The 25,207-nt window shown below is 59.9% G+C and carries 25 protein-coding genes and 1 tRNA gene; 7 read left to right on the top strand and 19 right to left on the bottom strand.

What is annotated here, in order from left to right; all coding sequences use genetic code 11:
• Positions 1-16: 16 nt before the first annotated feature.
• The 9 genes from ispG to BM079_RS11380 form a co-directional block, all read right to left on the bottom strand.
• On the bottom strand, positions 17-1,129 hold the full coding sequence (gene ispG / locus BM079_RS11420) for a flavodoxin-dependent (E)-4-hydroxy-3-methylbut-2-enyl-diphosphate synthase (protein WP_090134092.1): 1,113 nt from the start codon (positions 1,127-1,129) through the stop codon (positions 17-19).
• A 6-nt stretch (positions 1,130-1,135) separates the two neighbouring features.
• Entirely contained in the window at positions 1,136-2,101 is a 966-nt protein-coding gene (locus BM079_RS11415; protein ID WP_090134090.1) for a RodZ domain-containing protein, read from the bottom strand.
• A gap of 66 nt (positions 2,102-2,167) precedes the next feature.
• On the bottom strand, positions 2,168-2,860 hold the full coding sequence (locus BM079_RS11410; RefSeq protein WP_090134087.1) for a tetratricopeptide repeat protein: 693 nt from the start codon (positions 2,858-2,860) through the stop codon (positions 2,168-2,170).
• Positions 2,861-2,964: 104 nt separating this feature from the next.
• Positions 2,965-4,098 (bottom strand): 23S rRNA (adenine(2503)-C(2))-methyltransferase RlmN, encoded by a 1,134-nt coding sequence (gene rlmN / locus BM079_RS11405; protein ID WP_090134084.1) that lies wholly within the window; start codon positions 4,096-4,098, stop codon positions 2,965-2,967.
• Between the two features lie 84 nt (positions 4,099-4,182).
• Positions 4,183-4,611 (bottom strand): nucleoside-diphosphate kinase, encoded by a 429-nt coding sequence (gene ndk / locus BM079_RS11400; RefSeq protein WP_090134081.1) that lies wholly within the window; start codon positions 4,609-4,611, stop codon positions 4,183-4,185.
• Between the two features lie 154 nt (positions 4,612-4,765).
• On the bottom strand, positions 4,766-5,092 hold the full coding sequence (locus BM079_RS11395; protein WP_090134280.1) for a HesB/IscA family protein: 327 nt from the start codon (positions 5,090-5,092) through the stop codon (positions 4,766-4,768).
• Between the two features lie 54 nt (positions 5,093-5,146).
• On the bottom strand, positions 5,147-6,304 hold the full coding sequence (locus BM079_RS11390) for an aminotransferase class V-fold PLP-dependent enzyme (protein WP_090134079.1): 1,158 nt from the start codon (positions 6,302-6,304) through the stop codon (positions 5,147-5,149).
• Positions 6,305-6,356: 52 nt separating this feature from the next.
• On the bottom strand, positions 6,357-6,833 hold the full coding sequence (gene iscR / locus BM079_RS11385) for a Fe-S cluster assembly transcriptional regulator IscR (RefSeq protein ID WP_090134076.1): 477 nt from the start codon (positions 6,831-6,833) through the stop codon (positions 6,357-6,359).
• Between the two features lie 97 nt (positions 6,834-6,930).
• On the bottom strand, positions 6,931-7,731 hold the full coding sequence (locus BM079_RS11380; RefSeq protein ID WP_090134278.1) for an RNA methyltransferase: 801 nt from the start codon (positions 7,729-7,731) through the stop codon (positions 6,931-6,933).
• Positions 7,732-8,011: 280 nt separating this feature from the next.
• Here BM079_RS11380 and BM079_RS11375 point away from each other — a divergent pair, with 280 nt between their 5' ends.
• Entirely contained in the window at positions 8,012-8,818 is an 807-nt protein-coding gene (locus BM079_RS11375) for an inositol monophosphatase family protein (RefSeq protein ID WP_090134074.1), read from the top strand.
• A gap of 129 nt (positions 8,819-8,947) precedes the next feature.
• On the opposite strand, the gene secF is transcribed toward BM079_RS11375, so the two are convergent.
• From secF to queA, 5 genes are all read right to left on the bottom strand, one after another.
• Positions 8,948-9,856, bottom strand: coding sequence for a protein translocase subunit SecF (gene secF, locus BM079_RS11370; RefSeq protein ID WP_090134072.1), 909 nt, complete (start codon positions 9,854-9,856; stop codon positions 8,948-8,950).
• Between the two features lie 12 nt (positions 9,857-9,868).
• Complete coding sequence (gene secD, locus BM079_RS11365) at positions 9,869-11,713, bottom strand: protein translocase subunit SecD (RefSeq protein ID WP_090134070.1); 1,845 nt, start codon at positions 11,711-11,713, stop codon at positions 9,869-9,871.
• Between the two features lie 194 nt (positions 11,714-11,907).
• A complete protein-coding gene (gene yajC, locus BM079_RS11360; RefSeq protein ID WP_086899683.1) occupies positions 11,908-12,246 on the bottom strand; it encodes a preprotein translocase subunit YajC in 339 nt (112 codons plus the stop codon).
• A 51-nt stretch (positions 12,247-12,297) separates the two neighbouring features.
• Complete coding sequence (gene tgt, locus BM079_RS11355) at positions 12,298-13,416, bottom strand: tRNA guanosine(34) transglycosylase Tgt (RefSeq protein ID WP_446685130.1); 1,119 nt, start codon at positions 13,414-13,416, stop codon at positions 12,298-12,300.
• Positions 13,417-13,487: 71 nt separating this feature from the next.
• On the bottom strand, positions 13,488-14,528 hold the full coding sequence (gene queA, locus BM079_RS11350) for a tRNA preQ1(34) S-adenosylmethionine ribosyltransferase-isomerase QueA (RefSeq protein WP_090134065.1): 1,041 nt from the start codon (positions 14,526-14,528) through the stop codon (positions 13,488-13,490).
• 110 nt (positions 14,529-14,638) lie between these two features.
• On the opposite strand from queA, the gene BM079_RS11345 reads away from it, so the two are divergent.
• The 4 genes from BM079_RS11345 to BM079_RS16965 all read left to right on the top strand — a co-directional run bounded on the left by BM079_RS11345 (position 14,639) and on the right by BM079_RS16965 (position 17,268).
• Positions 14,639-14,726 (top strand) — tRNA-Leu (locus tag BM079_RS11345).
• Between the two features lie 145 nt (positions 14,727-14,871).
• Positions 14,872-15,603, top strand: coding sequence for a Crp/Fnr family transcriptional regulator (locus BM079_RS11340; protein WP_245742993.1), 732 nt, complete (start codon positions 14,872-14,874; stop codon positions 15,601-15,603).
• A gap of 340 nt (positions 15,604-15,943) precedes the next feature.
• On the top strand, positions 15,944-16,954 hold the full coding sequence (locus BM079_RS11335) for an acyltransferase family protein (RefSeq protein ID WP_175489675.1): 1,011 nt from the start codon (positions 15,944-15,946) through the stop codon (positions 16,952-16,954).
• Positions 16,955-17,133: 179 nt separating this feature from the next.
• Complete coding sequence (locus BM079_RS16965; protein ID WP_281243954.1) at positions 17,134-17,268, top strand: hypothetical protein; 135 nt, start codon at positions 17,134-17,136, stop codon at positions 17,266-17,268.
• An 84-nt stretch (positions 17,269-17,352) separates the two neighbouring features.
• Here the strand turns inward: BM079_RS16965 and BM079_RS11330 are convergent, their stop codons facing one another.
• Together BM079_RS11330 and BM079_RS11325 are read right to left on the bottom strand one after the other, a co-directional pair.
• Positions 17,353-17,748, bottom strand: a complete 396-nt coding sequence (locus tag BM079_RS11330) for a universal stress protein (protein ID WP_090134057.1) — start codon at positions 17,746-17,748, stop codon at positions 17,353-17,355.
• 188 nt (positions 17,749-17,936) lie between these two features.
• On the bottom strand, positions 17,937-18,281 hold the full coding sequence (locus tag BM079_RS11325; RefSeq protein ID WP_090134055.1) for a DUF883 family protein: 345 nt from the start codon (positions 18,279-18,281) through the stop codon (positions 17,937-17,939).
• Positions 18,282-18,941: 660 nt separating this feature from the next.
• On the opposite strand from BM079_RS11325, the gene BM079_RS11320 reads away from it, so the two are divergent.
• The gene (locus tag BM079_RS11320; protein ID WP_090134052.1) at positions 18,942-19,439 is read left to right on the top strand and encodes an NUDIX hydrolase; all 498 of its coding nucleotides are present in this window, start codon (positions 18,942-18,944) and stop codon (positions 19,437-19,439) included.
• A gap of 7 nt (positions 19,440-19,446) precedes the next feature.
• Here the strand turns inward: BM079_RS11320 and dgcA are convergent, their stop codons facing one another.
• From dgcA to BM079_RS11305, 3 genes are all read right to left on the bottom strand, one after another.
• The gene (dgcA, locus tag BM079_RS11315; protein ID WP_090134050.1) at positions 19,447-20,424 is read right to left on the bottom strand and encodes an N-acetyl-D-Glu racemase DgcA; all 978 of its coding nucleotides are present in this window, start codon (positions 20,422-20,424) and stop codon (positions 19,447-19,449) included.
• On the bottom strand, positions 20,424-21,461 hold the full coding sequence (gene dgcN / locus BM079_RS11310; RefSeq protein ID WP_217639679.1) for an N-acetyltransferase DgcN: 1,038 nt from the start codon (positions 21,459-21,461) through the stop codon (positions 20,424-20,426). Before dgcN ends, dgcA begins: the two co-directional genes overlap by 1 nt.
• A gap of 96 nt (positions 21,462-21,557) precedes the next feature.
• A complete protein-coding gene (locus tag BM079_RS11305) occupies positions 21,558-22,457 on the bottom strand; it encodes a LysR family transcriptional regulator (protein ID WP_090134049.1) in 900 nt (299 codons plus the stop codon).
• A 240-nt stretch (positions 22,458-22,697) separates the two neighbouring features.
• Here BM079_RS11305 and BM079_RS11300 point away from each other — a divergent pair, with 240 nt between their 5' ends.
• Positions 22,698-25,175: a mechanosensitive ion channel domain-containing protein gene (locus BM079_RS11300; protein WP_245742991.1), complete on the top strand. Its 2,478-nt coding sequence runs from the start codon at positions 22,698-22,700 to the stop codon at positions 25,173-25,175.
• Positions 25,176-25,207: the final 32 nt, after the last annotated feature.

Below are 25,207 nucleotides of genomic sequence, written 5' to 3'. Positions count from 1 at the left end.
AGGGGGCGCCCGATACTCAGGCGCGGGTGATGACGTCGTTCTCTTCGGCCTGCTTGCGCGCGACACGCTCGCGGATCAGCTTTTCGAGATCGTCCACAAGATGGTCGTTGCGCAGCTTCTGGGCCGGCTTGCCGTCGATGTAAACAAGGTTGGCCGGGCTGCCACCGGTCAGGCCGACATCGGTTTCCTTTGCCTCGCCGGGGCCGTTGACGACGCAGCCGATGACCGACACGTTCAGTGGCGTCATGACATCTTCAAGACGCTCCTCGAGCTGATTCATGGTGCCGATGACATCGAAGTTCTGGCGCGAGCAGCTCGGGCAGGCAATGAAGTTGATACCACGCGAGCGCAGTTTCAGGCTCTTGAGAATATCGTAACCGACCTTGATCTCCTCGACCGGGTCGGCGGCCAGAGAGATGCGCAGGGTGTCGCCGATGCCATCCATCAAAAGTGCCCCCAGACCGATCGATGACTTGACCGTGCCGCCGCGCAGACCACCGGCTTCGGTGATGCCCAGATGCAGGGGCTGGTCGATCTGTGTGGCGATCTGGCGATAGGCGTCGACGGCCATGAAGACATCGCTGGCCTTGAGCGAAATCTTGTATTCCTGAAAGTCCAGACGATCGAGGTAGTCAATGTGGCGCATGGCCGACTCGACCAGGGCAGCAGGAGTCGGTTCGCCGTACTTTTTCTGCAAATCCTTTTCGAGCGAGCCGGCATTGACGCCGATGCGGATGGGAATGCCGTTGTCGCGGGCGGCCTGAACCACAGCGTGAACACGGTCTTCTCGGCCGATATTGCCCGGGTTGATGCGCAGACAGTCGGCGCCCAGCTCGGCCACACGCAGGGCAATGCGGTAATCGAAGTGGATGTCGGTGACCAGCGGCACTGAAGTGCGCTGCTTGATTTTGCCAAACGCTTCGGCGCTGTCCATGTCCGGGACCGAGACGCGCACGATATCGCCACCGGCCGCGGCAATGCGTTCGATCTGATCCACGGTGGCATCAACATCCAGCGTGTTGGTGTTGGTCATGCTCTGAACCGAAATCGGCGCGTCGCCACCCACGGGCACATTGCCGACATGGATCTGGCGCGACTTGCGCCTTACGATCGGGGACTGGCTAATCATGATAAATCATTCCCCCAGGGTAAAACGGGCAACATTACTGCTGCCAGCGTGTTGGGACATGTCAACGCGTTCGCCCTTGTAATCGATGGTGACCTGATTGGCATTACCTACCGTCAGGCGAAAGGGCGGCACGCCTTCAATCGTGGCGGTGGTACCGCCTTGCTGCAGGCCGCGCAGGACGGTAGTGCCATTGGCATCACGAACATCCACCCACGACTCACTGCCAAAGTTCATCTGAATTCGTCGACCGCTTGTGGCCGGATCGGCGCCCGGTTCCTCGTCTTCAGCGGTATCCACCAGCCCGCCGGTGGCCCCATTGCGGCCTTCGGGCGTATCGACCTGAAGAGTGCCTGATTCAGGGGCGGCGCTACTGTCGCCCTCGGCAACCCGGGCGGCCACGGCGGTATTGACGGCTTCGCTGGCGGACATGTTACCCGAGCCGTCGGCAGATGTGTTATCTGCAGCGGGTTCAGGGGCCGGTGGCAGATCGCGATCGTCGCTGCCGTCCTGTCGGGTGACGCCCTGTTCGGTCATGGCACTGTCATCACCATAACCGGGCGAACTTTCGCGCCCCTCCCACCATAGCAGGGTCATGACGGCCAGGATGACCACCACCACGACCGTGACCACTCTGAAGGCAATGGCGCCCATGCGCGACGGCGGCTTGATGCTGCTGACGGGTGCCACGCGACGTTCGTCCAGATCGCTTCGGCCATGAACACGGTCGTAGGCGGCCACGATCATTCGATCATCGATCCCCAGCAGGCGGGCATAGGCGCGTAGATAGCCCCGGCGGTAGGTCGGAATCGGAATCTGCTCGAAGTTGTCGCGCTCCATGTCCGCGACCAGAGATGGGCGAAGATTCAGCTGCTCGGCGGCATCTTCCAGATGCAGGCGCTGACGTTCGCGCTCTTCGCGCAGCATTTCACCGGCGCCCGGTTCTCCAGTGGAAGAGGCATGCTGTTCGCTCATGCAGAAAATTCCTTGTTCGGTCGTGGCACGAAATGTTCCCTTGCCGGCATTAAGCGCGGGGCAGCCTTACCCATCATGTAACGCCTCGCCATTGAGCTGTCGGGACAGCTCAATGCTTTCATCGTTCTGTCCGGCAAACTGAATGTAGTGCGCCAGCGAGGCGCGCGCCGCCTCATGCTGATGTAACTGATACTGCATTTCGGCCAGCCCCAGCCAGGCCCGCGGCTGCCGATCATCAAGCTGCAGGGCACGCTGATAGGCATTCATGGAGGCTTCGAGTTCATTCTGGCGCTGGCGACACTGGCCGAGGTTGGTGAACAGCTGCGCGCGGCGGTCATAGCGCAAATCGCTTGAAGCCTGTTCGAGCTGATCACAGGCCTCGGAGATACGGCTCTGGCCAAACAGGAACGCCGCATAGTTGTTGCGTGCCTGAGTAAAGGCGCTGCGGCTGCCCAGGGCACGCTTGAAATATCGATCGGCGCTGGCGGTCTCGCCCTGGCGCTGATAGACCAGCGCCAGCCCCTGAAGGGCGTCGGGGTCGTTGGGAGCCATATCGATGGCGCGTTCGAAGGCCTGTTGCGCACGTTCAGGATCATCGCGCTGCAGGTAGGCCATGCCCAGCTGGGTATAGGCCGAGTTCGGTGACTCTGTCGAGGAGATACTGCTGCCATCGCTGGCACAGCCTGGGAGGGCCATGGCCAACAGCAGCAGGGTGGCCACGATCAGCAGTGTCCTGAGGGTGCAGCGCAAGTGACTCATCGACTTCCTGACGTGATGAATATGCCCGAATCCGTCAAATATTAGCAATAACGTTACCCATCAAAGCGCCGGTGTCTCGGCAAGTCAAGGTGCCAGCAGATGGGTCACGATGCGTCGAGCTGTACAGCCTTGATGTAGCGCTCGGCGCGTTTGGTGCGATCCTTGACGCGACCGACCAGCTGGCCGCAGGCGGCATCAATGTCATCACCGCGGGTGGTACGCACTGGCGCGTTGTGGCCCAGCTCGTAGAGCCATGTCTGAAAGCGCATCACCTGATTGCGTGAGGGCTTCTCGTAGCCGGCATGCGGGAACGGATTAAAGGGAATCAGATTGATCTTGCAGGGTAGATCCCCCAGCACCTCGGCCAGCTGTTCGGCGTGTTCACGCTGATCGTTGACGTCCTTGATCAGGGTGTACTCGATGGTGATGTGACGGGTGCCGTCGCTTTTGGTCAGATAGCGCCGGCAGGCATCCAGAAGCGTGGCGATATTGTATTTGCGATTGAGCGGCACCAGCGTGTTGCGAAGCTCATCGTTGGCAGCGTGCAGCGAGATGGCCAGTGCCACGTCGATTTCATCGCCCAGCTTCTCGATCATCGGCACCACGCCTGAAGTCGACAGGGTGACACGGCGCTTGGAGAGGCCGTAGCCGTTGTCATCAAGCATCAGATGCATGGCGGGTACGACGTTGTCGTAGTTCAGAAGCGGCTCGCCCATCCCCATCATTACCACGTTGGTGACGGCGCGGCGCCCATCATCGTGGCCCATGCGGCCGCCGGCGCTGGCCTGGGCAATCCAGAGCTGGCCGATGACTTCGGCAGCGGTCAGGTTACGCTGAAAGCCCTGCTTGCCGGTCGAGCAGAAGCTGCAGTCCAGTGAGCAGCCGACCTGGGAGGAGACGCAAAGCGTGCGCCGGCTGCCGTTTTCGGACGGGATCAGAACGGTTTCCACGAAGCTGCCGTCCTCGACTTCCAGCACCCATTTCTGCGTGCCGTCGCTGGACTGGCCTTCGTAGACCACCTTCGGACCGCGGACTTCGGCCACGCGCGCAAGCTTGTCGCGCAGGGCCCTGGAAAGATTGGTCATCTGCGAGAAGTCATCGACACCCTCATGATGGATCCACTTCATGACCTGTGCGGCGCGAAACTTTTTCTCGCCGTGGTCGATGAAGAACTGCTCCATCTGGCTGCGTGAAAGACCCAGAAGATTGACGCGTGTCGTCGTGGCAGTCTGTGTCATGGCAGTGAGCTCGCTGGTGTCATAAGAGAAAGAAGGCCGTCATCTGCCCATGGCGGGCAAATGACGGCCGGGCGCGACGAATAATCAGCCGCGCGGGCAGATTTCTTCATCGGAGAAGAAGTAGGCCACTTCGCGCTGGGCGGATTCCGGCGCGTCAGAGCCGTGAACGGCGTTGGCGTCGATGGACGAGGCGAAATCGGCGCGAATGGTACCGGCTTCAGCCTTCTTCGGGTCAGTGGCGCCCATCAGTTCGCGGTTCTTGGCGATGGCGTTGTCACCTTCGAGCACCTGAACCACGACCGGACCCGAGGTCATGAAGGAGACCAGGTCGTTAAAGAAGGGACGCTCGCGGTGCTCGGCGTAAAAGCCCTCGGCCTTTTCCTGTGACAGGCTGACCATCTTGCAGGCCACGACCTGCAGGCCGGCCTTTTCGAAACGAGAGATGATCTCACCTACGGCGTTTTTGGCAACGGCGTCCGGCTTGATGATGGAGAGAGTACGTTCCTGTGCCATGTAAAGGGCTCCTGACAGGCTGATGAGTTCAAGATATTCGTGATTCAGGATAGCGCAAAGCCGGCAGCTGCTTTAACAGCTGCCGGCTCCGGCAAAAATCGCGCCATTATAGCCGTAGGCGACGCAACATGCATCCAAAGTGGTGGTGACCGGTTCAGACGCTGAAACTTTCCCCGCAGCCGCACTCGTCGCGCACGTTGGGATTGTTGAAGCGAAAGAAGCGGTTGAGGCCTTCGCTGACGTAATCCACTTCCGTGCCGTCCAGAACGGAGAGGGCGTCGCTGTCCACGATGACCCGTACGCCGTGATCCTCGAAGACCTGATCATCGGCTTCAACGTGGTCGGCAAAATCGAGTACGTAGCTATAGCCCGAGCAGCCGCTCGGTTTGACGGCCACTCGCAGGCCTTCGCCGCTGCCGCGCTCGTCGAGCACGTGGCGAATCTGCTGGGCGGCGGCTTCGGAAATCGAGATCCGGGCCATGATGGTGTCCTCCCCGGTGATGCGCATCAGATGCGCGAAAATGACAAGGGATGCTCAGGCGCTCTGACGCGTGCGCAGGCTGCTCAGGGCATCCGAGAGTGATTCAAGTGCCTGATCGATCTCTTCGACCCGGCTGAAACGGCCAAGGCTGAAACGAATCGAGGCCAGCGCCCGTTCACGCGGCACGCCGATGCCGGTCAGCACATAGGAGGGGTCGACGCTGGCCGAATTGCAGGCCGAGCCCGTGGACACCGCAAGCCCCCGCAGGGCCATGACCAGGGCCTCGCCATCCACCCCTTCAAAACCGGCATTGATGATGTTGGGCACGTGCGCGCCGCCTTCGGCATTGATCCAGGTGCCTTCCAGGTTGCGAATGCCTTCGCGAAGGCGCTGTCCCAGCCGTTCCAGATGCGCGTTGTCGCTGTCCTGTTCTTCCAGTGCCAGTGAAAACGCCAGTCCCATGCCGGCGATCTGATGGGTCGCCAGGGTGCCAGAGCGCATGCCGCGTTCGTGTCCGCCACCGTGAATCAGCGCCTCGATCCGGGTGCCACGTCGCACATAAAGCGCTCCTATACCCTTGGGGCCGTATGCCTTGTGCGCCGACAGCGACAGCATGTCGATGGGCAGGGCGCTCATGTCGAGCCTTATTCGACCGGCGGCCTGGGCGGCATCGACATGGAAGGCCGCGCCATGCTCGGCGGCAATGGTGCCCAGCGTTTCAAGATCGTTGATGCTGCCCAGCTCGTTGTTGACCGCCATCAGCGACACCAGAACGGTGTCGGTGCGCAATGCGTCGCGCAGGGCCTGCGGCGATATGGTGCCGTCGGTGCGCGGGGCGAGATAGGTGGCTTCAAAGCCTTCCCGTTCCAGGGCCGCAACGCTGTCGAGCACGGCCTTGTGTTCGATGCTCGAGGTGATCAGGTGTCGACCGCGGGCGCGATGGGCGCGCATATAGCCAATGAGCGCCAGGTTGTCGGCTTCCGTTGCCCCGGAGGTCCAGACGATCTCGCGCGGGTCGGCGCCGATCAGGTCGCTGACCTGGCGACGGCCGGTCTCGACGGCCTGCTCGGCCAGCCAGCCTGACATGTGACTGCGTGAAGCCGGGTTGGCAAAGGTGCCTTCCAGCGTGAGATGGCGGGCCATGACCTCGGCAACACGCGGGTCGACCGGGGTTGTGGCCGCGTAGTCAAGGTAGAGAGGCATGGTGCTCATGGTGTTTTCCTTGTCTCAAACGCCATGGCCGTCAACACGACGCATAATGACATCATGACGTGTGGGCCACCGGCAGTACGGCGATCTGATTGGCGCTGTCCTGCTGTCGACAGGCAATACGCTGTACATCGTGGCGATGAATCAGTTCCTCAAGCGTAATGCGATCGAGAAAATCGTGTATGGCATCGGACAGATCGCTCCACAGGTGGTGCGTCAGACAGGTCGTGCCCTGCTGGCAGTCGCCCGTTCCCTGACAGCGGGTGGCATCGATGGATTCGTTGACCGCGTCTATGACGCTGGCCACGGAAATATCGCCGGGCGCCCGGGCCAGCAGGTAGCCGCCACCCGGCCCGCGAACGCTGGTCACCAGTCCCTGACGACGCAGTCTGGCAAAAAGCTGCTCGAGGTAGGAGAGCGAAATGTCCTGACGCGCAGAGATGTCGGCCAGACTGATGGGCGAGCCGTCACCGTGCAGAGCCAGATCAAGAATGGCTGTAACGGCGTAGCGGCCCTTGGTCGTCAGACGCATGATCCAGATTCCGCAGCATGACAATAATCATGGATTATGATAATCCCGAGCGATGCGGTCAACAATTGCGGCTAACGCTACCGTTACGTCCACAAGCTCAGTGGGGGCTCTCGTCCTGATCCGCGGGCCCGGTGGGGGGGTTCTGGAGGCGGTCCACCCGAGTCAGAATGCCGCGCAGCATGTTGAGCTCCATGACATCCATGCGGCTTCTCATGTACAGGCGACGCAGGCGTGCCATCAACTGACGAGGGTTGGCCGGGTCGTGAAAACCGATATCGGTCAGGGTGCGCTCGAGGTGCTCGAAAAAGCGTTCGGTGTCGGCGTGATTCGCCAGCGGATTGTCCCATTCCACTCCAAATGGGTGGACCGAGCCGGGCATGGCCTCGGACAATCCGGACGGCGTGGCAAGTGCGGCCTGGCGGCACTCATAGGCCAGTACCTGAACGGCGGCGGCCAGATTGAGCGAGCTGTAGTCGCTTGATGTCGGGATATGAACGTGGGTATGGCAGCGCTGGAGTTCTTCGTTGGTCAGCCCCTTGTCTTCGCGGCCAAAGACCAGCGCCACCGTGACGTCGTGACCCTGCATTTCACCGGGCAGACGCGCAGAGAACTCCCGCGGTGAGCATAGCGGCCAGGGCAGATGTCGCGAACGCGCGCTGGCGCCGACCACCCAGCGGCAATCCGTCAGTGCCGTGTCCAGTGAGTCGTGATGGGTAGCACGCTCGAGAATGTCATCGGCCCCGGAGGCCCTGGCAATGGCTTCCGGGGTGATGCCTTCACAGCGCGGCGCGACCAGGGCGAGCTGCTCAAGCCCCATGGTTTTCATGGCGCGCGCGGCGGCGCCGATATTACCGGGATGACTGGTGCCGATCAGAACTATACGAATACGCTCTAGCATGAAACTCGCCGTGATACAGAAAAGGTGGGCCATGGGGCAGTGGAGAGGGCGAGTCTAGCATGGCTGGTGCGTTGTCTGCTCTGATGCAACGCTGGCGCGGTGGTGGCGTCTCTGCTAGCATCGTCGGCCACTTTTCCAGCCAGCCCCGCTTTTCAGAACTCTCATGTGTTATCGCGTCGTCGGTATGGCTGCCTTTTGGCCGGTAGCACCGGCGATGCCTGACCCTGTCAGCCACTGCTCTGGCTTCGCTCTTTAACAGCTCTCGGTTCGAGGATTGATCATGCATCCAATGGTCCAGTTTGCCCTGCGCGCGCTGCGTGGCGCCCAGGAACAGTTCGTTCGCGTTCGCGACCGACTTGATATTGCCCGTGAAGACAACACGCTCGATGCGCTGCTCAGCGATACTGCCCAGCGCGCTGAAACCCTGATTGCCTCCCAGTTTGGCAAGGGGTATCCGGAACACGGCATGTCAGGACGTTACATCGGTTGGAACGAAGGCCGCGGTGAAGGGCGTGATTATCACTGGAAGATCGAAATCTTCCACGGTTACGCCAACATGGCGTCCGGTACCTCGGGCTGTGCGCTGTCGATGGTCTGCCTGTACAAGGGCCGCCCCGAGCATGCCGTTGTCATTTCCCCCTTTACCGATGAAGAGTATCTGGTCAGCCGCGGCCGCGGTGCCCACTACAACGGTCGACGCATGCGTGTTCCGACGCGGACCAGCATTGACGGCAGCCGCATCTCGCTGGGACTTCCCGAAAGCTGGATGCGCGAGCGCTACTTCTCGACCTGGCAGATTCTGACCGCTCAGTTGGGCAGCCGCGTGGACATGCTGCGTGCTTCGGGCTGTCCGCTTTTGGACATGCTGGCGCTGTGTGCCGGCCATGTGGATGCAGCCTTCATTCTGGGACTTGATGAGCAGGACATGCACATCATCAGCCTGGTGCTCAAGGAGTGTGGCGCCCTGTCCGGAACCCCGAAGGGGAGCCCTCAGATCAAGGTGGAAGGGGCGCTCATGGCGGCATCGCCGCGTCTTTTCAAGCAGCTGGTGCAGGCCATGGGCAACGCAAATCTGCCGTCCCTGTAACGTTCTGGTTATCGATCAAACGCCTGCTCAGTGCTTGTTTGTCGATATTGAAAAAGCAATAAAAGGGCCCGCCTCATGGAGGCGGGCCCTTTTTGTCGTAAGCGCTGATCCATCAAACGCCCGGAAGTATCAGGGCAGTTCGTCTTCGACGGCGTTTTCGCGTTTGGCCGGGATCAGATCCTCTCGCTCCAGCTTGACCAGCAGCAGCATGGCCGCCGCCACGTAGATGGAGGAGAACGTTCCCAGCACCACGCCCACGATCAAAGCCAGCGAGAAGTTGTGGATCATGTCGCCGCCCAGGAAAAACAGCGCCAGCAGCACCAGAAGAGTCGTGCCCGAGGTCGATAGCGTTCGCGACAGGGTCTGGTTGATGGCGTCGTTGAAGATCCTGATCAGATCGTTGGACTGAGAGCGTCGTATGTTCTCGCGAATCCGGTCGTAGACAATGATGGTGTCGTTGAGCGAGTAACCGATCACGGCCAGTACAGCGGCCAGCACCGTCAGATCGAAGTCGAAACCGAACAGGGCAAAAAAGCCCAGCAGGATGACCACGTCGTGGCCCAGCGAGATCAGGGCGCCAAGGGCGAACTTGTACTGAAAGCGAAAGGCAACATACAGCGCCACCACACCCAGTGCGATCAGCATGCCCAGTCCGCTCTGGTCGCGAAGCTGGTCGCCGACCTGGGCGCCGACGTATTCGGCGCGAACCAGATCGACCTGCTCGCCCTGAGCGCGCAGCGCGCCGATGACCTGCTGACCGATGCCTTCGTCAAAGGTCTGCTGAAGGCGGACCAGCACATCGGTGTCGGCCCCGAAGGTCTGCACCGAATAGTTGCCGAAACCGGCTTCGCCCAGCTCGTCACGCACATCGTCCAGAGAGGGCGCCTGAGCGTAGCTCACCTCGACCTGGGTGCCGCCGGTAAAATCAAGTCCCAGACTCAGTCCCTTGACGGCCAGCGCCCCGATGGCGATGACCGTTAACAGGATGGAGATGATGTAGGCAGCCTTGCGCTTGCCCATGAAGTCAATTTGCGTCATTTGCCGGCCTCCTCAGATCCACAGCTTCTTGAGCGACTTGCCGCCTACGACAAGATTGGTAAGGGCACGGCTCACCATGACAGCGGTAAAGACCGAGGTCAGAATGCCCAGCGAGAGCGTGACCGCAAAGCCCTTCACGGGCCCGGTGCCGATCGAGAACAGGATGATCGCCACCAGCAGCGTGGTGATATTGGCATCCAGAATCGCCGTAAAGGCGCGCTCGTAGCCGGTATGAATGGCCTGCTGTATTGATCGACCGCGCATCTCCTCGCGGATGCGCTCAAACACAAGCACGTTGGCATCGACCGCCATACCGAGTGTCAGAACGATACCGGCAATGCCCGGCAGAGTCAGGGTGGCCCCCAGCAGCGACATCGCGGCGATCAGTAGCGTCAGGTTGACCGTCAGCGCCAGGTTGGCGATCAGGCCAAAGCCCTTGTAGCGCACGACCATGAAGGCCAGTACCAGAATCAGGCCGACAATGACCGACATGATGCCGCGGTCGATGTTCTGCTGGCCCAGGCTTGGCCCGATGGTGCGCTCCTGAGCGAAGTAGATAGGGGCGGCCAATGACCCGGAGCGCAGCAGCAGCGACAGCTCGCGCGCTTCGGTCGGCGAATCAAGCCCGGTGATGCGAAACTGATTGCCCAGCGCGCTCTGGATGGTGGCCAGGCTGATGATCCCGCGCTCGGTGTAGGGCACGCGCTCCTCGACCTGCTCCCCGTCACGCGTCACGGTGCGCGTGCGGGTCTTGTGCTCGATATAGAGCACCGCCATGTTGCGGCCGATATTGGCACGCGTGGCGCGATTCATCTGGCTGCCGCCGGGGCCATCAAGATTGATGTTGACCTGGGGGCGACCATTGTCATCAAAGGAGGTGCTGGCGTTGGAGACGCGATCGCCGGTGATGATGACATCGCGCTCCAGTGCCGCCTTGCGACCGGCGTCGCTACGGAATTCAAACGCCTGCTGCTGGTCCGCGCTGGTGCTGTCGGACGCCTCGAGGCGGAACTCGAGGTTGGCCGTGGCGCCCACGATGCGCTTGGCCTCGGCCGTATCCTGTACGCCGGGCAGCTCGACCACGATGCGGTTGGGGCCCTGACGCTGTACCAGCGGCTCGGACACGCCCAGCTCGTTGACACGATTGCGCAGGGTAGTGAGGTTCTGATTGACCGCGTAGTCCTGGATATCGTTGACGGCCTGCTCGGTCAGCGTCAGGACGAGTGTCGGGCCGGCATCATCGTTGTTGGAGAAGGTGAACTCGTTGTATTGCCGGCTGAGCAGCGTTCGTGCCTGGCTTCGATCCTCGGCATTGGCGAAGGTAAAGCGGATGGCATTATCACCGGTGGTGTTGTTGCGATAGCGAATGCCTTCACCGCGCAGCGTGTCGCGCATCGCGCTGGCGTTGACATCCAGACGCTGGTCGATGGCGGCGTCCATGTCGACTTCCAGCAAAAAGTGCACGCCACCACGCAGATCAAGGCCCAGATTCATGGGTTTGGCGCCGATGGACTGCAGCCACTGCGGCGTGGAGTCGGCCAGATTGAGCGCGACGGTATAGCCCTGGCCCAGCGACTGGCTGGCCATGTCACGGGCGGCTGTCTGCTGTGAGCTGTTTTCCAATCGAATCAGGGCGGTGTCGTTGTCGAGTTCGTGCGACTTGATGTCGATGCCGGCCTGCTCGAGCGTTTGCGTCACCCGGGATATCTGGCTGTCGCCAACGCTGGTGCTGCTGTTGGCCGCGCTGATCTGGATGGCCGGGTCCTTGGGGTAGAGGTTGGGCAGTGCATAGAGAACGCCCACAATAAACACGAGGAGTATCAGCAGATACTTCCAGAGGGGATAACGATTGAGCATCGTGGCCCTGTCCTGATTGGCTGGTGGCTCAAAGAGCGCTTTTGGGGTCGTATCAATGACCACAGGGCCCGACCAATGGTTCAATCACCACTGGACGAGCCCCGGGCATAAGGACGACGGGTTGCGTTCAACGCGTCGCGGGCAGGAGAGGATCACGCCGATACGCCAGCGGTAATCGCCTGCCGTCACTGGGTTCAGATCGATTTCAGTGTGCCCTTGGGCAGTACGCTGATAACCGAGCTTTTCTGAACGTTGACTTCAGTACCTTCGGCGATTTCCAGAGTGATGAACTCGTCACCGACCTTGGTCAGACGTCCCATGAGGCCGCCGCTGATGGTGACTTCATCGCCTTTGGAAAGCTCTGACATCAACTTCTTGTGGGCCTTGGCACGCTTGGACTGCGGACGCCACAGCAGGAAGTAGAAAATCAGGACAAAGCCGACCAGCATGACGATCTGACCGATGGCACCCGCGCCACCGGCACTACCGGCGCCTCCTTCTGCCATGGCTGCCGGAATCAGGTACTCGAGCATGAGGTTTCCTCTAGGAATGATCTTGTTCAGTGGTGCTCTGTTATAAGCCGTTTACGCCTCAAGTGGCGGGACCGCCTGGCCCCGGCGCGCATAGAACGCTGCCACGAAGTCCGCCAATGTACCCGCTTCGATAGCCCCGCGCAAACCACTCATCAGCTGCTGATAATGTCGCAGATTGTGGATGGTATTGAGCTGTGCGCCGAGCATTTCGCCGCAGCGGTCCAGATGATGAAGATAGCTGCGCGAAAAGTTCTGACAGGTGTAGCAGTCGCAGCCTTCTTCCAGCGGCCTTGTGTCATGGCGATGGGTGGCGTTGCGGATGCGAATGACGCCGTCAAAGGTGAAGAGGTGTCCGTTGCGCGCGTTGCGAGTCGGCATGACGCAGTCGAACATATCGACCCCGCGCCTTACGCCTTCGACCAGATCCTCGGGCTTGCCCACGCCCATCAGATAGCGGGGCTTGTCGTCCGGCATCCAGGTAGGCAGGTAATCGAGCACCCTGATCATCTCTTCCTTGGGTTCGCCTACTGACAGTCCGCCAATGGCCAGCCCGTCGAAGCTGATCTGTTCAAGACCCTTGAGCGAGCGCTCGCGCAGATCCGGATACATGCCGCCCTGAATAATGCCGAAAAGCGCCGAGGGTGAATCACCGTGGGCGTCCAGTGAGCGCTGTGCCCAGCGAAGCGAGAGCTCCATGGACTTTTCTGCTTCTTCATGAGTGGCCGGGTAGGGCGTGCATTCGTCAAAGATCATGACGATATCGGAACCCAGCGAGCGCTGCACCGCCATCGACTCTTCAGGCCCCATGAAGATCCTTGCGCCATCGACCGGAGAGCGAAAATGCACGCCGGCCTCGGTGATCTTGCGCATCTCACCGAGCGAGAAGACCTGAAAGCCGCCGGAGTCGGTCAGGATCGGTTTGTGCCACTGAGCGAAATCGTGCAGATCGCCGTGGGCCTCGATGACCTCGGTGCCCGGACGCAGCCACAGGTGAAAGGTGTTGCCCAGAATGATCTCGGCGCCGATGGCTTCGACATCCTTCGGCGTCATGCCCTTGACCGTGCCGTAGGTGCCTACCGGCATGAAGGCGGGGGTTTCAACGCTGCCACGCGGGAAGGTCAGACGCCCACGGCGGGCGCGGCCATCGGTTGCCATGCGCTCAAAGCGCATGAAGCAGTCCTGTCTCATGAAGGGTCCTGTCAGTACTTGAAGGTCATGGAGTCGTGACGGCGCGACGTCTTTCAGCCGCGCTGACGAGTAAGGTACATGGCGTCGCCATAGCTGAAGAAGGCGTAACGCTCATCGACGGCTGCCTGGTAGGCCTGCATGACATGGTCATGGCCTGCAAAGGAGGCCACCAGCATCAAAAGGGTGGATTCCGGCAAATGGAAATTGGTGACCAGGGCATCGACGCACTGCCACTGATAGCCCGGATAGATGAAAATATCGGTGTCACCGCTGAAGGTCTCGATCCGGCCGCTGCTGCTGTGCCGGCAGGCGCTTTCCAGGCAGCGCACGCTGGTAGTGCCCACGGCAATCACCCGGTTGCCGCGATCCTGCGCGACACGCACCTGTTCGGCGGTTGCCTCACTGACCTCGATCCACTCGCTGTGCATGTGGTGCTCAAGGATGTTGTCGACCCGCACGGGCTGAAAGGTACCCGCACCAACGTGCAGCGTGACGAAGGCCTTCTCGATGCCGCGGGCCGCCATGGCGTCGAGCATCGCTTCGTCGAAATGAAGACCGGCCGTGGGGGCGGCTACCGCCCCATCGTGGCGGGCGTAAACGGTCTGATAGCGCTCGCGGTCGGTATGTTCGTCCTCGCGCTCGATATAGGGCGGCAGCGGCATGTGGCCGTGTGCCTCCAGCAGGGCGACCAGCGGCGTATCGCCTTCAAAGCGCAGTTCGAAAAGTGCGTCGCGACGGTCTTCCACGACAGCATGAATCTCGCCTTCAAACACAATGCGGGTGCCGATTTTCGGCGCCTTGCTGGCGCGCAGGTGCGCCAGGCCGCGGTGGGCGTCCAGAGGGCGCTCCAGCAGCATTTCGACGCGCCCGCCGCTCTCCTTTTGACCAAACAGGCGTGCGGGAATGACGCGGGTGTCGTTGAATACCACCAGATCGCCCGGGTCCAGATGGTCCAGAAGCGCCGGGAAGCGCGTGTGCTCGAGATGGCCACTGTTGCCATCAACGCACAGCAGTCGACAGTCGCTGCGCTGGTCGCTGGGATATCGGGCAATCAGTTCGCTGGGCAGATCAAAATGAAAGTCGGCGCGCTGCATGGGGTATCAGGATCGGTTTTCAAAAAAAGGGTGGTCATGATAGCGGATGGCGCCGGTCGCCGTCATTGACGTGTTGTCCACGGCTCGTATAATACGCCTCGCGCAACACTGCCGGTGTGGCGAAATTGGTAGACGCAGCGGATTCAAAATCCGCCGGACTAATACTCCGTGTCGGTTCGAGTCCGACCACCGGCACCATCTTCCTTCTTGCGCAGCCTTCCTTGCGTTACCTCTTCTGCTTTTTACGACTTCACTTTTGTGCCATGCCTTGCCATTCATGTTGGCAGGACGTGTATTCTTGTCTATCGCATTCGTTTCAAACACCTGTCAGGGAGGGCATCCGGTGTCTCATCAAAGCTGTATGGTCCGGCACTTTCAATATTTTACCGATCTCTCCGAGTCGGAAATCGAGCTTTTGAGCACGCTTGAAAAATCGCCAGAGCAGCTGGGAAGCGGCGAAGTGCTCTGGCGTGAGGGCGAGCGTGCCCGGGAGATGGCAGTGCTGAGCCATGGCTGGGCCTATAACAGCTATATGCTGGAAGATGGCAGCAGGATGATTCTGGATATTTTCATGCCCGGTGATGTCATCGGGCTTCGCGAATATGCTTCCGAGAAGCATCAGACTACCGTTGAGGCCATTACCGAGTGCACCTTCTGTCGCTTTCCTCACAGTCATCTGGAAGATGTGTTCGAAAAATCCGGCCGACTGACTCACACCTTTTTCTCTATCTCGGCCATTCAGCAGTCCATGCTGGTCGAGCGCATGGTCAATCTGGGCAGAAGAACCGCGCAGGGTAAGCTGGCCCATTTCCTTTGCGAGATGCGAAGTCGGCTGTCCAAGACCAATGACGGAAGCCTAGAGGTCTTCAGGCTGCCGCTGTCGCAGCAGATGCTGGCAGATGTAATGGGACTGACACCGGTGCATGTCAGCCGCGTATTCTCTTCACTGCGCGATCAATCCCTGGTCTACCGGGAGCGTCATCAGATCAGTATCCCGGACATCGAAAAGCTGAAAGGATTTGCCGATTTCAGGGAAGACTATCTTCGACTGCGCAAAAAGGACGGCTTTTCATGACTCGCTTTGGTATTGGCTGGCAGAGGGTAGGCGACGCTAAACAAGCGGGCTCATTATGAAAAGTACTAAAAAGCTAATTACTATTGGCGGCCTGGAAGGTGGTGGATCTCATCATGGTGAAGGCAAATAATAAATAGCCTGAGCGTGTGATTGTAGTTTTAATAATGACTATTGTTTTATTTTTGTACGAAAATGCTCAAATTTCCCGAGACTGTCAGATCAGCATAAACTATTTTTATTTTTTATATTAGGATCCTCTGCCGGTGTCATCTGTCAGAGGGTCTTTTTAATGGCCAGCGAAAAAGTTTCAACAAGTCCTGCAAGGGGACGTATAAGGTGGATGGACGCCCTCAGGGGAATTGCCATCACGCTTGTGGTTTATCTACACAGTGCCGACTCGATGTCGCTCAAGTTTGATGATCTTGCGCCCATCTTTACCGAAATCAACGGTTATTTCTCTCCGTTCAGAATGCCGGCACTGATGCTGCTCTCGGGCCTTCTGGTGGCCGGGTCAATGCGAAAGGGCGCGGGGCGTTATTTTACGGGCAAACTTTCAGGGATTTTGTATCCCTATGTCATCTGGTCCGTGGTTTCCTACGGTCTTTTTTTGTACAGGGCCCATTTCAACGGCAAGACACCGCCCGATTTCTGGCATTCGCTGTTTTTCGAGCCCATGGCCTATTTATGGTTCATCTATTATATTTTCTTCTATTATGTGATCGCCTTTTTTGTTCTCAGGCTGCACTGGGCCGTTTCCATTCTGGGATCACTAGCACTCTATCTGTTTTTAAAGGACACCGAGTTCGACCGGTTTATTTTTCATCTCCCGTTTTTCATTGCAGGGGGTGTACTGGGCTATCATCTGCAGGCCTTTAAACACTTTATCGAGCGCACCAGCTGGCTGGCAGTTCTGGCGCTGATAGCGCTGGTGGGCTGGTATGTGATGGCCTATCACGGCATGGTCGCCACGGGTGGGTCCTATCAGCCCATATCGATGGTGCTGGCACTGGCCATGACACTGGTACTGCTGCGTGTGGTGACCTTCAGATGGTCTGCAACTGTGCTGCGTCCCTTTGAATGGTTCGGACGCAACTCTCTGGTGCTTTTCCTCGTTCATTTTCCGGTGACCTGGGTGGCGCCCGTGGTGCTAACCCGAATCGTTCACGGTAATCCGGACGTGGTCTTTCCGTTCTATTTTCTTGGCGTAATGGCCGTCAGTTCACTGGCCGCCGTAATGAACAATCGCAGCAAGCTGGTTTCCCTGCTGTTTACGGCCAATCTCTTTCTTAATCGCCGGGCCGCCAAAAGACATGAGGAGCGGATTGGCAATGCCAGCGTGGCGAGTAAATAGACGGCGTCAAGATATCCCGCTGATACGTGTGACCGGCCTTCGAGCCGGTCATTTTTATTGGGCAGCGAGGTCTGTGTCTGCAGGCCAGTGCAACGGGCCGTGAAAGCCCCTAGAATATTGGCATTCATGTGGCCGGAAGGGCATCGGCCATGTTCTGAAAAGTGTGAACGGGAGCATTCATGAGCGAGGGCGTGCTGCACTTTTTCTTCATTACGTCAGGGGCGATCCTGACGCTGCTGTTTTTTCCGCTGCTGGTGATGGTGCTCTGGAAGATACTGCGACGCTGGCGCGAGGATAAGCGTTCCCGGCATTGATGTCCGAGCGCCGCGGTATCTGCCCTTTGCAATCGTATCCGTCTCTTGAAACATGACGCCGCTACATATGCGGCGATGGCATTACTATCTGACTGTAATGACTCGGCACGCTGCGTGGTGATTGATGGCTCGTGAAACGCTGCCGCCCATCATGTCTGACGTTTTACCCAATCCCCTGTATCCCATGACGATGGCATCGGCGTCCAAGCGATGTGCTTCGCGTTCAATAACGTCGGCAGGCTGTCCGCGACGAACCAGAATACTGGTCTCGAGATCCGATGTATCGATGGCCTCAAGCGCTGTATGAACCAGCTGCAGGGCAGCGTCATCGCGCGAGGCGTCGTTGTCATCGGTGGTCGCCGGGACGTGCAAAAGATAGAGTCTGGCAGTATTGGCACGTGCCAAGTGGGCGGCAATATCCAGTGCCTTGTTGGCATTCCCGGAGCCATCCAGTGGTACGAGAATCGTGTGATACATCATTGGCCTCCTCTTGTCCGTATCATGTCGGAATCATTACGTGCCCTGTCAGTATAAAACCGATGCAGCGGCTGACAGGAAGGATTCGGCGGTCGTGTTGCCTATCCGATCAGGACGCTCGTGAAGATAAGCGGGATAGATACTAAAACGCCCGCGCCAGAAGGGCGCGGGCGTCATGGACGCACGGCTGATCAGAAGCGACGGCCCAGCAGCAGGCCGGCCACCAGACCGATGGCGGCGCCTGCTCCAATATAGCTCCACGCATTCTCATGCACGTGGCGATCCAGATCGCGGGCACCTTCCTCGGTCAGCTCCCAGGCACGATGTCCTTCGTCTTCAACTCGATCACGTGCCTGATGCCAGCGCTGGCCGATCTGATCGCCGGCGCCCCTGAGACGACTGCGAACCTTGTCACCTGTCGAATCAAGCTCGTCTTCATAGCGCGCCAGCGCACGAGCGCCACGCTTGTTCAATTCCTTTTCGTAGTCCTTGAGACGGCGACGTGTACGGCTTTCGCTGGATGAAAAAATGCCCATCTGATGTCCTCCATTGACGTGGTCAGGCTTGTGACAGGTCAATACCGGGCAAGGGTCACTCGGTATATCGCTGAAAACGGTATTTCTGTCCGATCCCTGTAGCGCCAGCGGGTACTCGCCTTGGTCTGTGCTATCCGGTTGGACACTGTATTCAAGCGTAGTTCAGATCAAAACACCTGACCTGGGCTTCATGTAGGTGAAATATATCAATTTTTCGTATAACTTCTGCAAAAGAAAGCGAGGTTTTTATCCGTTTCCGGGTTTTTGAAAATAAAAAAATCGCTTTTGTTCAAAAAATATGGACAACAGTTTTACCGGTGTTACCATTCATGACACTGCAAGGATGCAGATGCGGGGCAGGAAGCCCCATCCCATCGGATCGCAGGATTTTCCAGGAAAGGAAAGCGGTTCAAGTTGCCATGGATGGCCCCTGATACCTCAGCGATACCGACCCGTCGATATTCTCCTCTGTCTGCCTTTTCCCGATCCCCTTGTGTGATTTCGCTTCGACGCAATGAGCGGTCAACGGTTGTTGATCGATGTCCTTTCATGCGCGGATGTCCTTTCATGCGCGAGAGTTTCGATAGCGGGGCCATTCGGGCTTCGAATCAGTGATGGCCAGGCGTAGGATGGTTCGTTTTCTTTCTGGAGAACGCCGCCATGGACCCATCACGCGTACGCGTCCAGATCGTCGATGCCTTTAACCGTCCTGCGGGCAGCGCGCGCCGATGCGATATGCGTCGTCTACGGATGTGGCATCGCGCCGCGTACATTTTTGTCTTCGATCAGCACAACCGTTTGTGTGTACAGCGCCGCACGCTCTGGAAGGATATCTTTCCGGGCTATCGTGATCTCTGCGCCGGTGGGGTAGTGGATGCCGGTGAAACCATGGCATCCGCGGCCCGTCGGGAACTTCAGGAGGAGCTGGGGCTGTCCCTGCCGCTTGAACCGTGTCTGTCCCTGCATTTCGAGCAGGGCATGAATGCCTTTGGCAGCGTCTTTCTGACGCGCTATCACGGCGAGCCCATCAGACTTCAGGCCAGTGAGGTGACCGGGGTCGAGTGGCTGACACTGGAAGACGCGCTGGCCATTGATGATGCGACCCCCGATTCCCATCAGGCCCTCAGGGCCCTTGTCGACCAGGGGGTCGTGGCGTAGACGGGGCTTAGTGCCCCCGTGTCTCCCGGACCCAGCCGTGGCTGTAATCCAGTGCTGGTCGGTCGTCCTCGGCAAGCCAGATCGGGCCGTCCAGATCCACGATGGCGGCCCGGGCGGCGACCGGCAGCGCGGCGCGCATGGCCATGGAGGTGCCCAGCATGCAGCCGACCATGATGGCCATGCCCTGCTCACGCGCGGTGTCGACCATTGCCAGCGCTTCGGTCAGACCGCCGCTCTTGTCGAGCTTGATATTGATCATCTCGTAGCGGTCGCTCAGGACGGCAATATCTTCGCGGGTATGACAGCTTTCATCGGCGCACAGCGGCACCGGATGGCGGAACCCGGCCAGCACGGCGTCTTCTCCGGCAGGCAGTGGCTGCTCGATCATTTCGACATCAAGCTGTGCCAGCGCCTCGCACCAGGCTTCGACGTAATCCGGTGACCAGGCCTCGTTGGCATCAATGATGATGCGCACGTCCGGGGCAGCCTCGCGCACGGCGCGCACTCGCTCGATGACCTGTTCATTGTTGAGCTTGATCTTGAGAAGGCGTGCCCCCTGGGCCAGCTCCTCTCGCGCCGCTTCTGCCATCTCCTCGGGTGTGGCAATCGAGATGGTGTGCGCGGTCACGATCTCTTGCCCGATCGGCGGCCCCAGGCGCGCGGTCGACGTGCTGCCTTCCAGCGCGCACTCCAGCGACCATAGAGCGCAGTCCAGCGCATTGCGCGCTGGGCCGGCCGGCAGACGCTCCAGCAGAGTGTCCCGATCAATACCGCGCTCGATCTCTGCGGCCACTTCATCGATCTCGGCCAGAACGGTTTCGATGCTGTGTCCGTAGCGCGGCGTGGGCTTGCTTTCGCCGTGACCGACAACGCCGTCCTGATGAATCTCGACGCGAATGACGTCAATCGATGTGCTGGCGCCGCGGGCAATCACAAAGGGGCGATCCAGTGCCCAGGTCTGGGCGTAGCGCTTGAGCGTTCGCATCACGCATCTCCTTGAACAAGGGCGTTGACCAGCGGCGCAACCCCGAAGCGAACAGGGTCGGTGGCCGGGACACCAAACTGCTGGCTCAGTGCCTCTAGTTCACGCCTTGCTGTCGCTTCGTCCACCTGTGAGGTGTTGATGGCAAACCCGGCCAGCTGCACCTTCGGGTTGGTGACGCGTGCAGCACTCAGGTTGGCCTCGATGCAGGCGGCCATGTCGGGCATGGGGCGATGGGGCAGGTGACGCATGTGGGGACGACCCAGCTCATGGCACATGATGAGATAGTCGGGCTGGGCGCCGTGCAGAAGTCCGAGGCTGACACCGGCATAGGCCGGATGAAACAGGGACCCCTGGCCTTCGATAATGTCCCACTGATCCTCCGGTCCGGCCGGGCTCAGCCACTCCACGGCGCCGGAGATGAAGTCGGCAATCACGGCGTCGATGGCCACGCCGTCTCCGGCGACCAGTACCCCGCACTGGCCGGTGGCTCGAAAGCGAGCCTTGTGTCCGGCCTCTTCGAGACCGCGCTGAAGTGCCAGCGAACTGAACATCTTGCCCAGCGAGCAGTCGGTGCCCACGGTCAGAATTCGCCTGCCGCTACGAGGCTCACCTGTCCCGACTTCAAGCGGCGGATGACGGTGACGAATGTCATGCAGCGTGACGCCGTGCTCGCGCGCCAGCTCGGCCACGCCTTCGATGGCGTCCAGACGCTGATGCATGCCACTGGCCACATCCATGCCGTGTTCGATGGCCCGGCAGATGACGTCGCGCCAGTGCGCCGGCAGCTTGCCGCCCGAGTTGGCCACGCCGATGACCAGCGTTTTCGCACCGCGGGCAACGGCGTCTTCAATACTCAGATCCTCGATGCCGACGCTGACCGTCTGTTCGGTCATGCGCAGCTGGCCCACGGCCTTTTCGGGGCGCCAGATCACGACGGCGCGGGCCATCTTGGCCGAGACACTGTCTTCAATATCGCCCAGAAACAGCAGATAGGGTGCAACAATCTCGGCAGGGCGGTAGGGCTGGGTCGTCATCATGGGCTCCACGCAGAAGGTATTCACTCAGTGTCGGCGAAAAGCGCCATAGCTTCGAATGCCGTTTTATCGCTTCGGTATAACAAGAACGTATACCGGTCAAGCGTCCTGTTGCCAGCGACGTGACCGCTGCGTCAGCTGGTCGATCAGTAGTGTTCTTAACTGGTGTGCGGCATGAGGCTGCGGAACATGACGGGCTTTCAACAGGGCCACGTTCATGTCGAGAGTGGGCGATAGCGGCAGCACCTGCAGCCGGTCGCGATAGCGCTCGGCGGTAAACGGGTCCACGATGCCGGTGCCGCCGCCGGCGATGACAAGCTCGGCGATCACGCTGTAGGTCTTGACCCGCAGACGCGCCGTCGGCGTCAGCGACTCGGCCTCGAGCGCCTGACTCAGCAGGGTGCCCAGCGGGTCCTCTTCCGGCATCAGGATCAACCCATGGGCATTGAGCCATTCGAGCGTCACGTGCTCGGGCGCGCGCATGTCCGGCGGCAGCAGCGCCTGCATGGGGGCGCGCATCAGGTGCTCGCATTCGATCCCTTCGGGCGCCGGCTGCTCGAATGCCAGCGCCATGTCCAGCCGGTGGGCCAGCAGCTCATCGCACAGGGTGGAAAAGTGGGAGGTGACCAGCTCGACTTCCAGTGCCGGCAGCAGACGCTGCAGGGCGATCAATGCGCCCGGCATGACCAGATGCCCGGGTGCATGAGACGCGCCCAGACGCAGATGCTGATCGACACCATGGCGCAGCTGGCGGCCCAGCTGGTCGACCACGTCAAGCTGTCTGACTGCCGCCTCGATGGCCGGCCACAGCCGCAGCGCCTCCGGGGTTGGCGTCAGCCCGCGCGGATGACGCTCGAACAGGCGAACGCCGAGCGTGGACTCGGCGTGGGCCAGCGTTCGCGTCACGCTGGGCTGGGAGACATTGAGCCGACGGGCAGCGGCGCTGACGCTGCCGCCGCTGACCAGAGCGTGGAAGACTTCGATATGGCGCAGTTTCATGATGGGGCAGTCATGGTGGCGACGAACCCGACCATGATGCCCGCTGTCGGACAGTGGCGCATCAACGGGTCAATTGGCGGATCAGATGACAGGCTTCTCTGGTGACAGACAGGTCAGGACGATAGACTTGACAGCGTTTTGAAAGCACAAGTCTTTTGTACCAGGTTATGAAGGCTTGTGCGCCGCGAAGGGGTTTTCGGGCCCGACGGTACCTATCTGATCTGACCATGGAGAACACACGTGGCTTTAACGAGGCTTTTTCACTGGCTTCGGCTACCTCTGATGGTGCTCTTGTTGAGCACAATGTCGGTGGCCGCAATGGCAGGGCCCCAGGCGGAAGGGGCATCTTCCCAATCTTCCGAGCAACCTTCTTATGCGGCGCTGGCGGATCTGCTGGAAAACGAGCAGACGCGTAATGAAATGATCTCGCAGCTGCGCAGCATCTCGCAGGGTGAGACGTCATCTTCCGACGCTGCACAAAATACCGACACGCCAGCCGGCGTTCCGGTTCAGGAGCAGTCTCTGGGTGGGCGTGTCGCAGAAATGACCCAGAGCTTTGCTCAGGGCGTCGCCGAAGATGTGACCAATGCCATCGCGGCCTTCCGCACTGCCGGTGACGGTGAAGGTGCCGGGCTGCCCTGGTCCCTGTGGGGCAGTATCCTGCTCGCCTTTGGTATTGCCGTGGCTTCCACGGTCGCTGCCTTTTTTGTTTTTCGCATGCTGGTGGCGCGCATCTATCAGCGCATCAATGGCTGGGTCTCCAGCCAGCCGGCACCTGCCTCGGCACCTCCGGTAGAGGTGGGTGAAGACGAGGATGTCCAGCAGGTAATGGATGAGAAGGAGCAGAAACAGGCGGCCGGGGCGCTGCTCAGGCGCTGGGGCGCCGTTCTGGGGGCATTGCTGATCGACGTTGTCGTGATCGTGCTGGCCGGTGCCGTTGGCTATGTTATCAGCCTGTTCTTTGCCGGCCAGGCCGGTGAGATCGGTCGGGCCGAATCACTGTTCATCAATGCCTTTGTAATCGTCGAGATCGTCAAGGCATTGATCAGGATGGTGTTTTCCACGCGCTATGACGCGCTGCGCCTGTTTGCGATGTCGAGTGACACCGCCTCGTACTGGAATCGCTGGTTGGCACGTGTAGTGGGGATCACCGGCTACGGGCTGATGGTGGCCGTGCCCATGATCAATGCCATGCTGTCGCCGGCCGTCGGCCAGATCGTCAGTCTGCTGATCATGATTGGCGTCTACATCTATGCCGTACGTGTGGTGCTGAAAAATCGCAAAACGCTACGCGACAACCTCAATGGCCGGGCTGATGAAAGCAACTTTGCCTTCTTTGGCACGCTCATGCGCATTCTGGGGAGGACCTGGCATCTCTTTGCACTGGCCTATTTCACCGTACTGCTGGTGGTCAGCCAGCTGCAGCCGGCACAGGCGCTGCCATTCATGGCGCACGCCACGGTTCAGACCCTGCTGGCCATCGGTATCGGCATTCTGCTCTCTTCACTGTTGACCATTGCGCTGGCACGCCGCATTCATCTTTCCGAAGGGCTGCGTGAGCGTCTGCCGCAGCTGGAGGCGCGGATCAACTCCTATGTGCCCAAGGCGCTGAGAGGCCTGCGCATTCTGCTGGGCATCTTTGTGGTACTGACGGTGCTGGATGCCTGGCACGCCTTCGATCTGCCCGGCTGGCTGACTTCGGACAGCGGTGCCGAAACAATTGGCATGATCGTCCATGTTGCCATCATCCTGTTCATTGCCACGCTGATCTGGACCGTGGTGGCCAGCTTCATCGAGCACCGCCTGAGCGCTGCGTCTGCGCCGAGTGCTCGTGAGCAGACGCTGCTGTCGCTGTTTCGCAATGCGATCCTGATCCTGATTGTCACGATGACGCTGCTGATTGTGCTGTCGCAGATCGGCATCAACATTGGTCCGCTGATCGCTGGTGCCGGTGTCGTGGGTCTGGCGATCGGTTTCGGCGCCCAGAAACTGGTACAGGACATCATTACCGGCGTGTTCATTCAGCTGGAAAACGCCATGAACACGGGGGACGTCGTGGGCGTCGCCGGGCTGACCGGTACGGCCGAGAAGATCACCATTCGTTCGGTGGGGCTGCGGGCACTGGATGGGACCTATCACGTCATCCCGTTCTCTTCGGTGGATACGGTCTCCAACTACATGCGCGACTTTGCCTACCATGTGGGCGAGTACGGCATTGCCTATCGCGAGAATGTGGATGATGCCATCCACCATCTGCATCAGGCCTTTGATGAGCTGCGTGGCAATCCGGATCAGGCGGTCAACATCATTGATGACATGGCCGTGCCCGGGGTGGTGTCGCTGGGCGACAGCTCGGTCAACATCCGCATCATGATCAAGACCAAACCCGGCACGCAGTGGGGCGTTGGACGTGCGTTCAACCGTCTGGTCAAGAAGCACTTCGATGCGGCCGGTATCGAGATTCCGTATCCGCATACCACGCTCTACTTCGGTCAGGACAAGAACGGTGGTGCACCGCCGGCCAACGTGCATGTTCTCGACGAGTACGTGGTGGAAGAAGGAAAAGCCGGTGCCGCTGGGCAGACGCCGTCCGGCAATGGCGCTGGCGCCACGACCGTTTCCTCGGACAAGGACGCTCGTGAGCGTCTCAAAAAGCATGAGAAGCTCCCCGACGAGGATAACGATGAAGGTGATGGCGGAAGCGACGTGGATCGCTGATCCTGCGCAACGCCAGTCAATAAAAGGGGCAT

Origin of the sequence: Kushneria avicenniae (genome assembly GCF_900112585.1) — a bacterium.
GTDB classification, from domain to species: Bacteria; Pseudomonadota; Gammaproteobacteria; order Pseudomonadales; family Halomonadaceae; genus Kushneria; species Kushneria avicenniae.
This window is presented reverse-complemented; position numbering and strand designations above follow the sequence as displayed.

What these genes read in the sequence shown, in the direction of transcription:
- BM079_RS11330 (WP_090134057.1), bottom strand. Translation starts at nt 17,748, where the DNA reads ATGATGTATCACACGATTCTCGTACCACTGGATGGCTCCGGGAATGCC.
- ndk (WP_090134081.1), bottom strand. Translation starts at nt 4,611, where the DNA reads ATGGCACAGGAACGTACTCTCTCCATCATCAAGCCGGACGCCGTTGCC.
- BM079_RS11375 (WP_090134074.1), top strand. Translation starts at nt 8,012, where the DNA reads ATGCATCCAATGGTCCAGTTTGCCCTGCGCGCGCTGCGTGGCGCCCAG.
- BM079_RS11410 (WP_090134087.1), bottom strand. Translation starts at nt 2,860, where the DNA reads ATGAGTCACTTGCGCTGCACCCTCAGGACACTGCTGATCGTGGCCACC.
- BM079_RS11305 (WP_090134049.1), bottom strand. Translation starts at nt 22,457, where the DNA reads ATGAAACTGCGCCATATCGAAGTCTTCCACGCTCTGGTCAGCGGCGGC.
- BM079_RS11335 (WP_175489675.1), top strand. Translation starts at nt 15,944, where the DNA reads ATGGACGCCCTCAGGGGAATTGCCATCACGCTTGTGGTTTATCTACAC.
- queA (WP_090134065.1), bottom strand. Translation starts at nt 14,528, where the DNA reads ATGCAGCGCGCCGACTTTCATTTTGATCTGCCCAGCGAACTGATTGCC.
- ispG (WP_090134092.1), bottom strand. Translation starts at nt 1,129, where the DNA reads ATGATTAGCCAGTCCCCGATCGTAAGGCGCAAGTCGCGCCAGATCCAT.
- secF (WP_090134072.1), bottom strand. Translation starts at nt 9,856, where the DNA reads ATGACGCAAATTGACTTCATGGGCAAGCGCAAGGCTGCCTACATCATC.
- dgcA (WP_090134050.1), bottom strand. Translation starts at nt 20,424, where the DNA reads ATGCGAACGCTCAAGCGCTACGCCCAGACCTGGGCACTGGATCGCCCC.
- BM079_RS11415 (WP_090134090.1), bottom strand. Translation starts at nt 2,101, where the DNA reads ATGAGCGAACAGCATGCCTCTTCCACTGGAGAACCGGGCGCCGGTGAA.
- rlmN (WP_090134084.1), bottom strand. Translation starts at nt 4,098, where the DNA reads ATGACACAGACTGCCACGACGACACGCGTCAATCTTCTGGGTCTTTCA.
- dgcN (WP_217639679.1), bottom strand. Translation starts at nt 21,461, where the DNA reads ATGATGACGACCCAGCCCTACCGCCCTGCCGAGATTGTTGCACCCTAT.
- BM079_RS11395 (WP_090134280.1), bottom strand. Translation starts at nt 5,092, where the DNA reads ATGGCCCGGATCTCGATTTCCGAAGCCGCCGCCCAGCAGATTCGCCAC.
- BM079_RS11390 (WP_090134079.1), bottom strand. Translation starts at nt 6,304, where the DNA reads ATGAGCACCATGCCTCTCTACCTTGACTACGCGGCCACAACCCCGGTC.
- secD (WP_090134070.1), bottom strand. Translation starts at nt 11,713, where the DNA reads ATGCTCAATCGTTATCCCCTCTGGAAGTATCTGCTGATACTCCTCGTG.
- BM079_RS16965 (WP_281243954.1), top strand. Translation starts at nt 17,134, where the DNA reads ATGAGCGAGGGCGTGCTGCACTTTTTCTTCATTACGTCAGGGGCGATC.
- BM079_RS11325 (WP_090134055.1), bottom strand. Translation starts at nt 18,281, where the DNA reads ATGGGCATTTTTTCATCCAGCGAAAGCCGTACACGTCGCCGTCTCAAG.
- BM079_RS11320 (WP_090134052.1), top strand. Translation starts at nt 18,942, where the DNA reads ATGGACCCATCACGCGTACGCGTCCAGATCGTCGATGCCTTTAACCGT.
- BM079_RS11380 (WP_090134278.1), bottom strand. Translation starts at nt 7,731, where the DNA reads ATGCTAGAGCGTATTCGTATAGTTCTGATCGGCACCAGTCATCCCGGT.
- iscR (WP_090134076.1), bottom strand. Translation starts at nt 6,833, where the DNA reads ATGCGTCTGACGACCAAGGGCCGCTACGCCGTTACAGCCATTCTTGAT.
- tgt (WP_446685130.1), bottom strand. Translation starts at nt 13,416, where the DNA reads ATGCGCTTTGAGCGCATGGCAACCGATGGCCGCGCCCGCCGTGGGCGT.
- yajC (WP_086899683.1), bottom strand. Translation starts at nt 12,246, where the DNA reads ATGCTCGAGTACCTGATTCCGGCAGCCATGGCAGAAGGAGGCGCCGGT.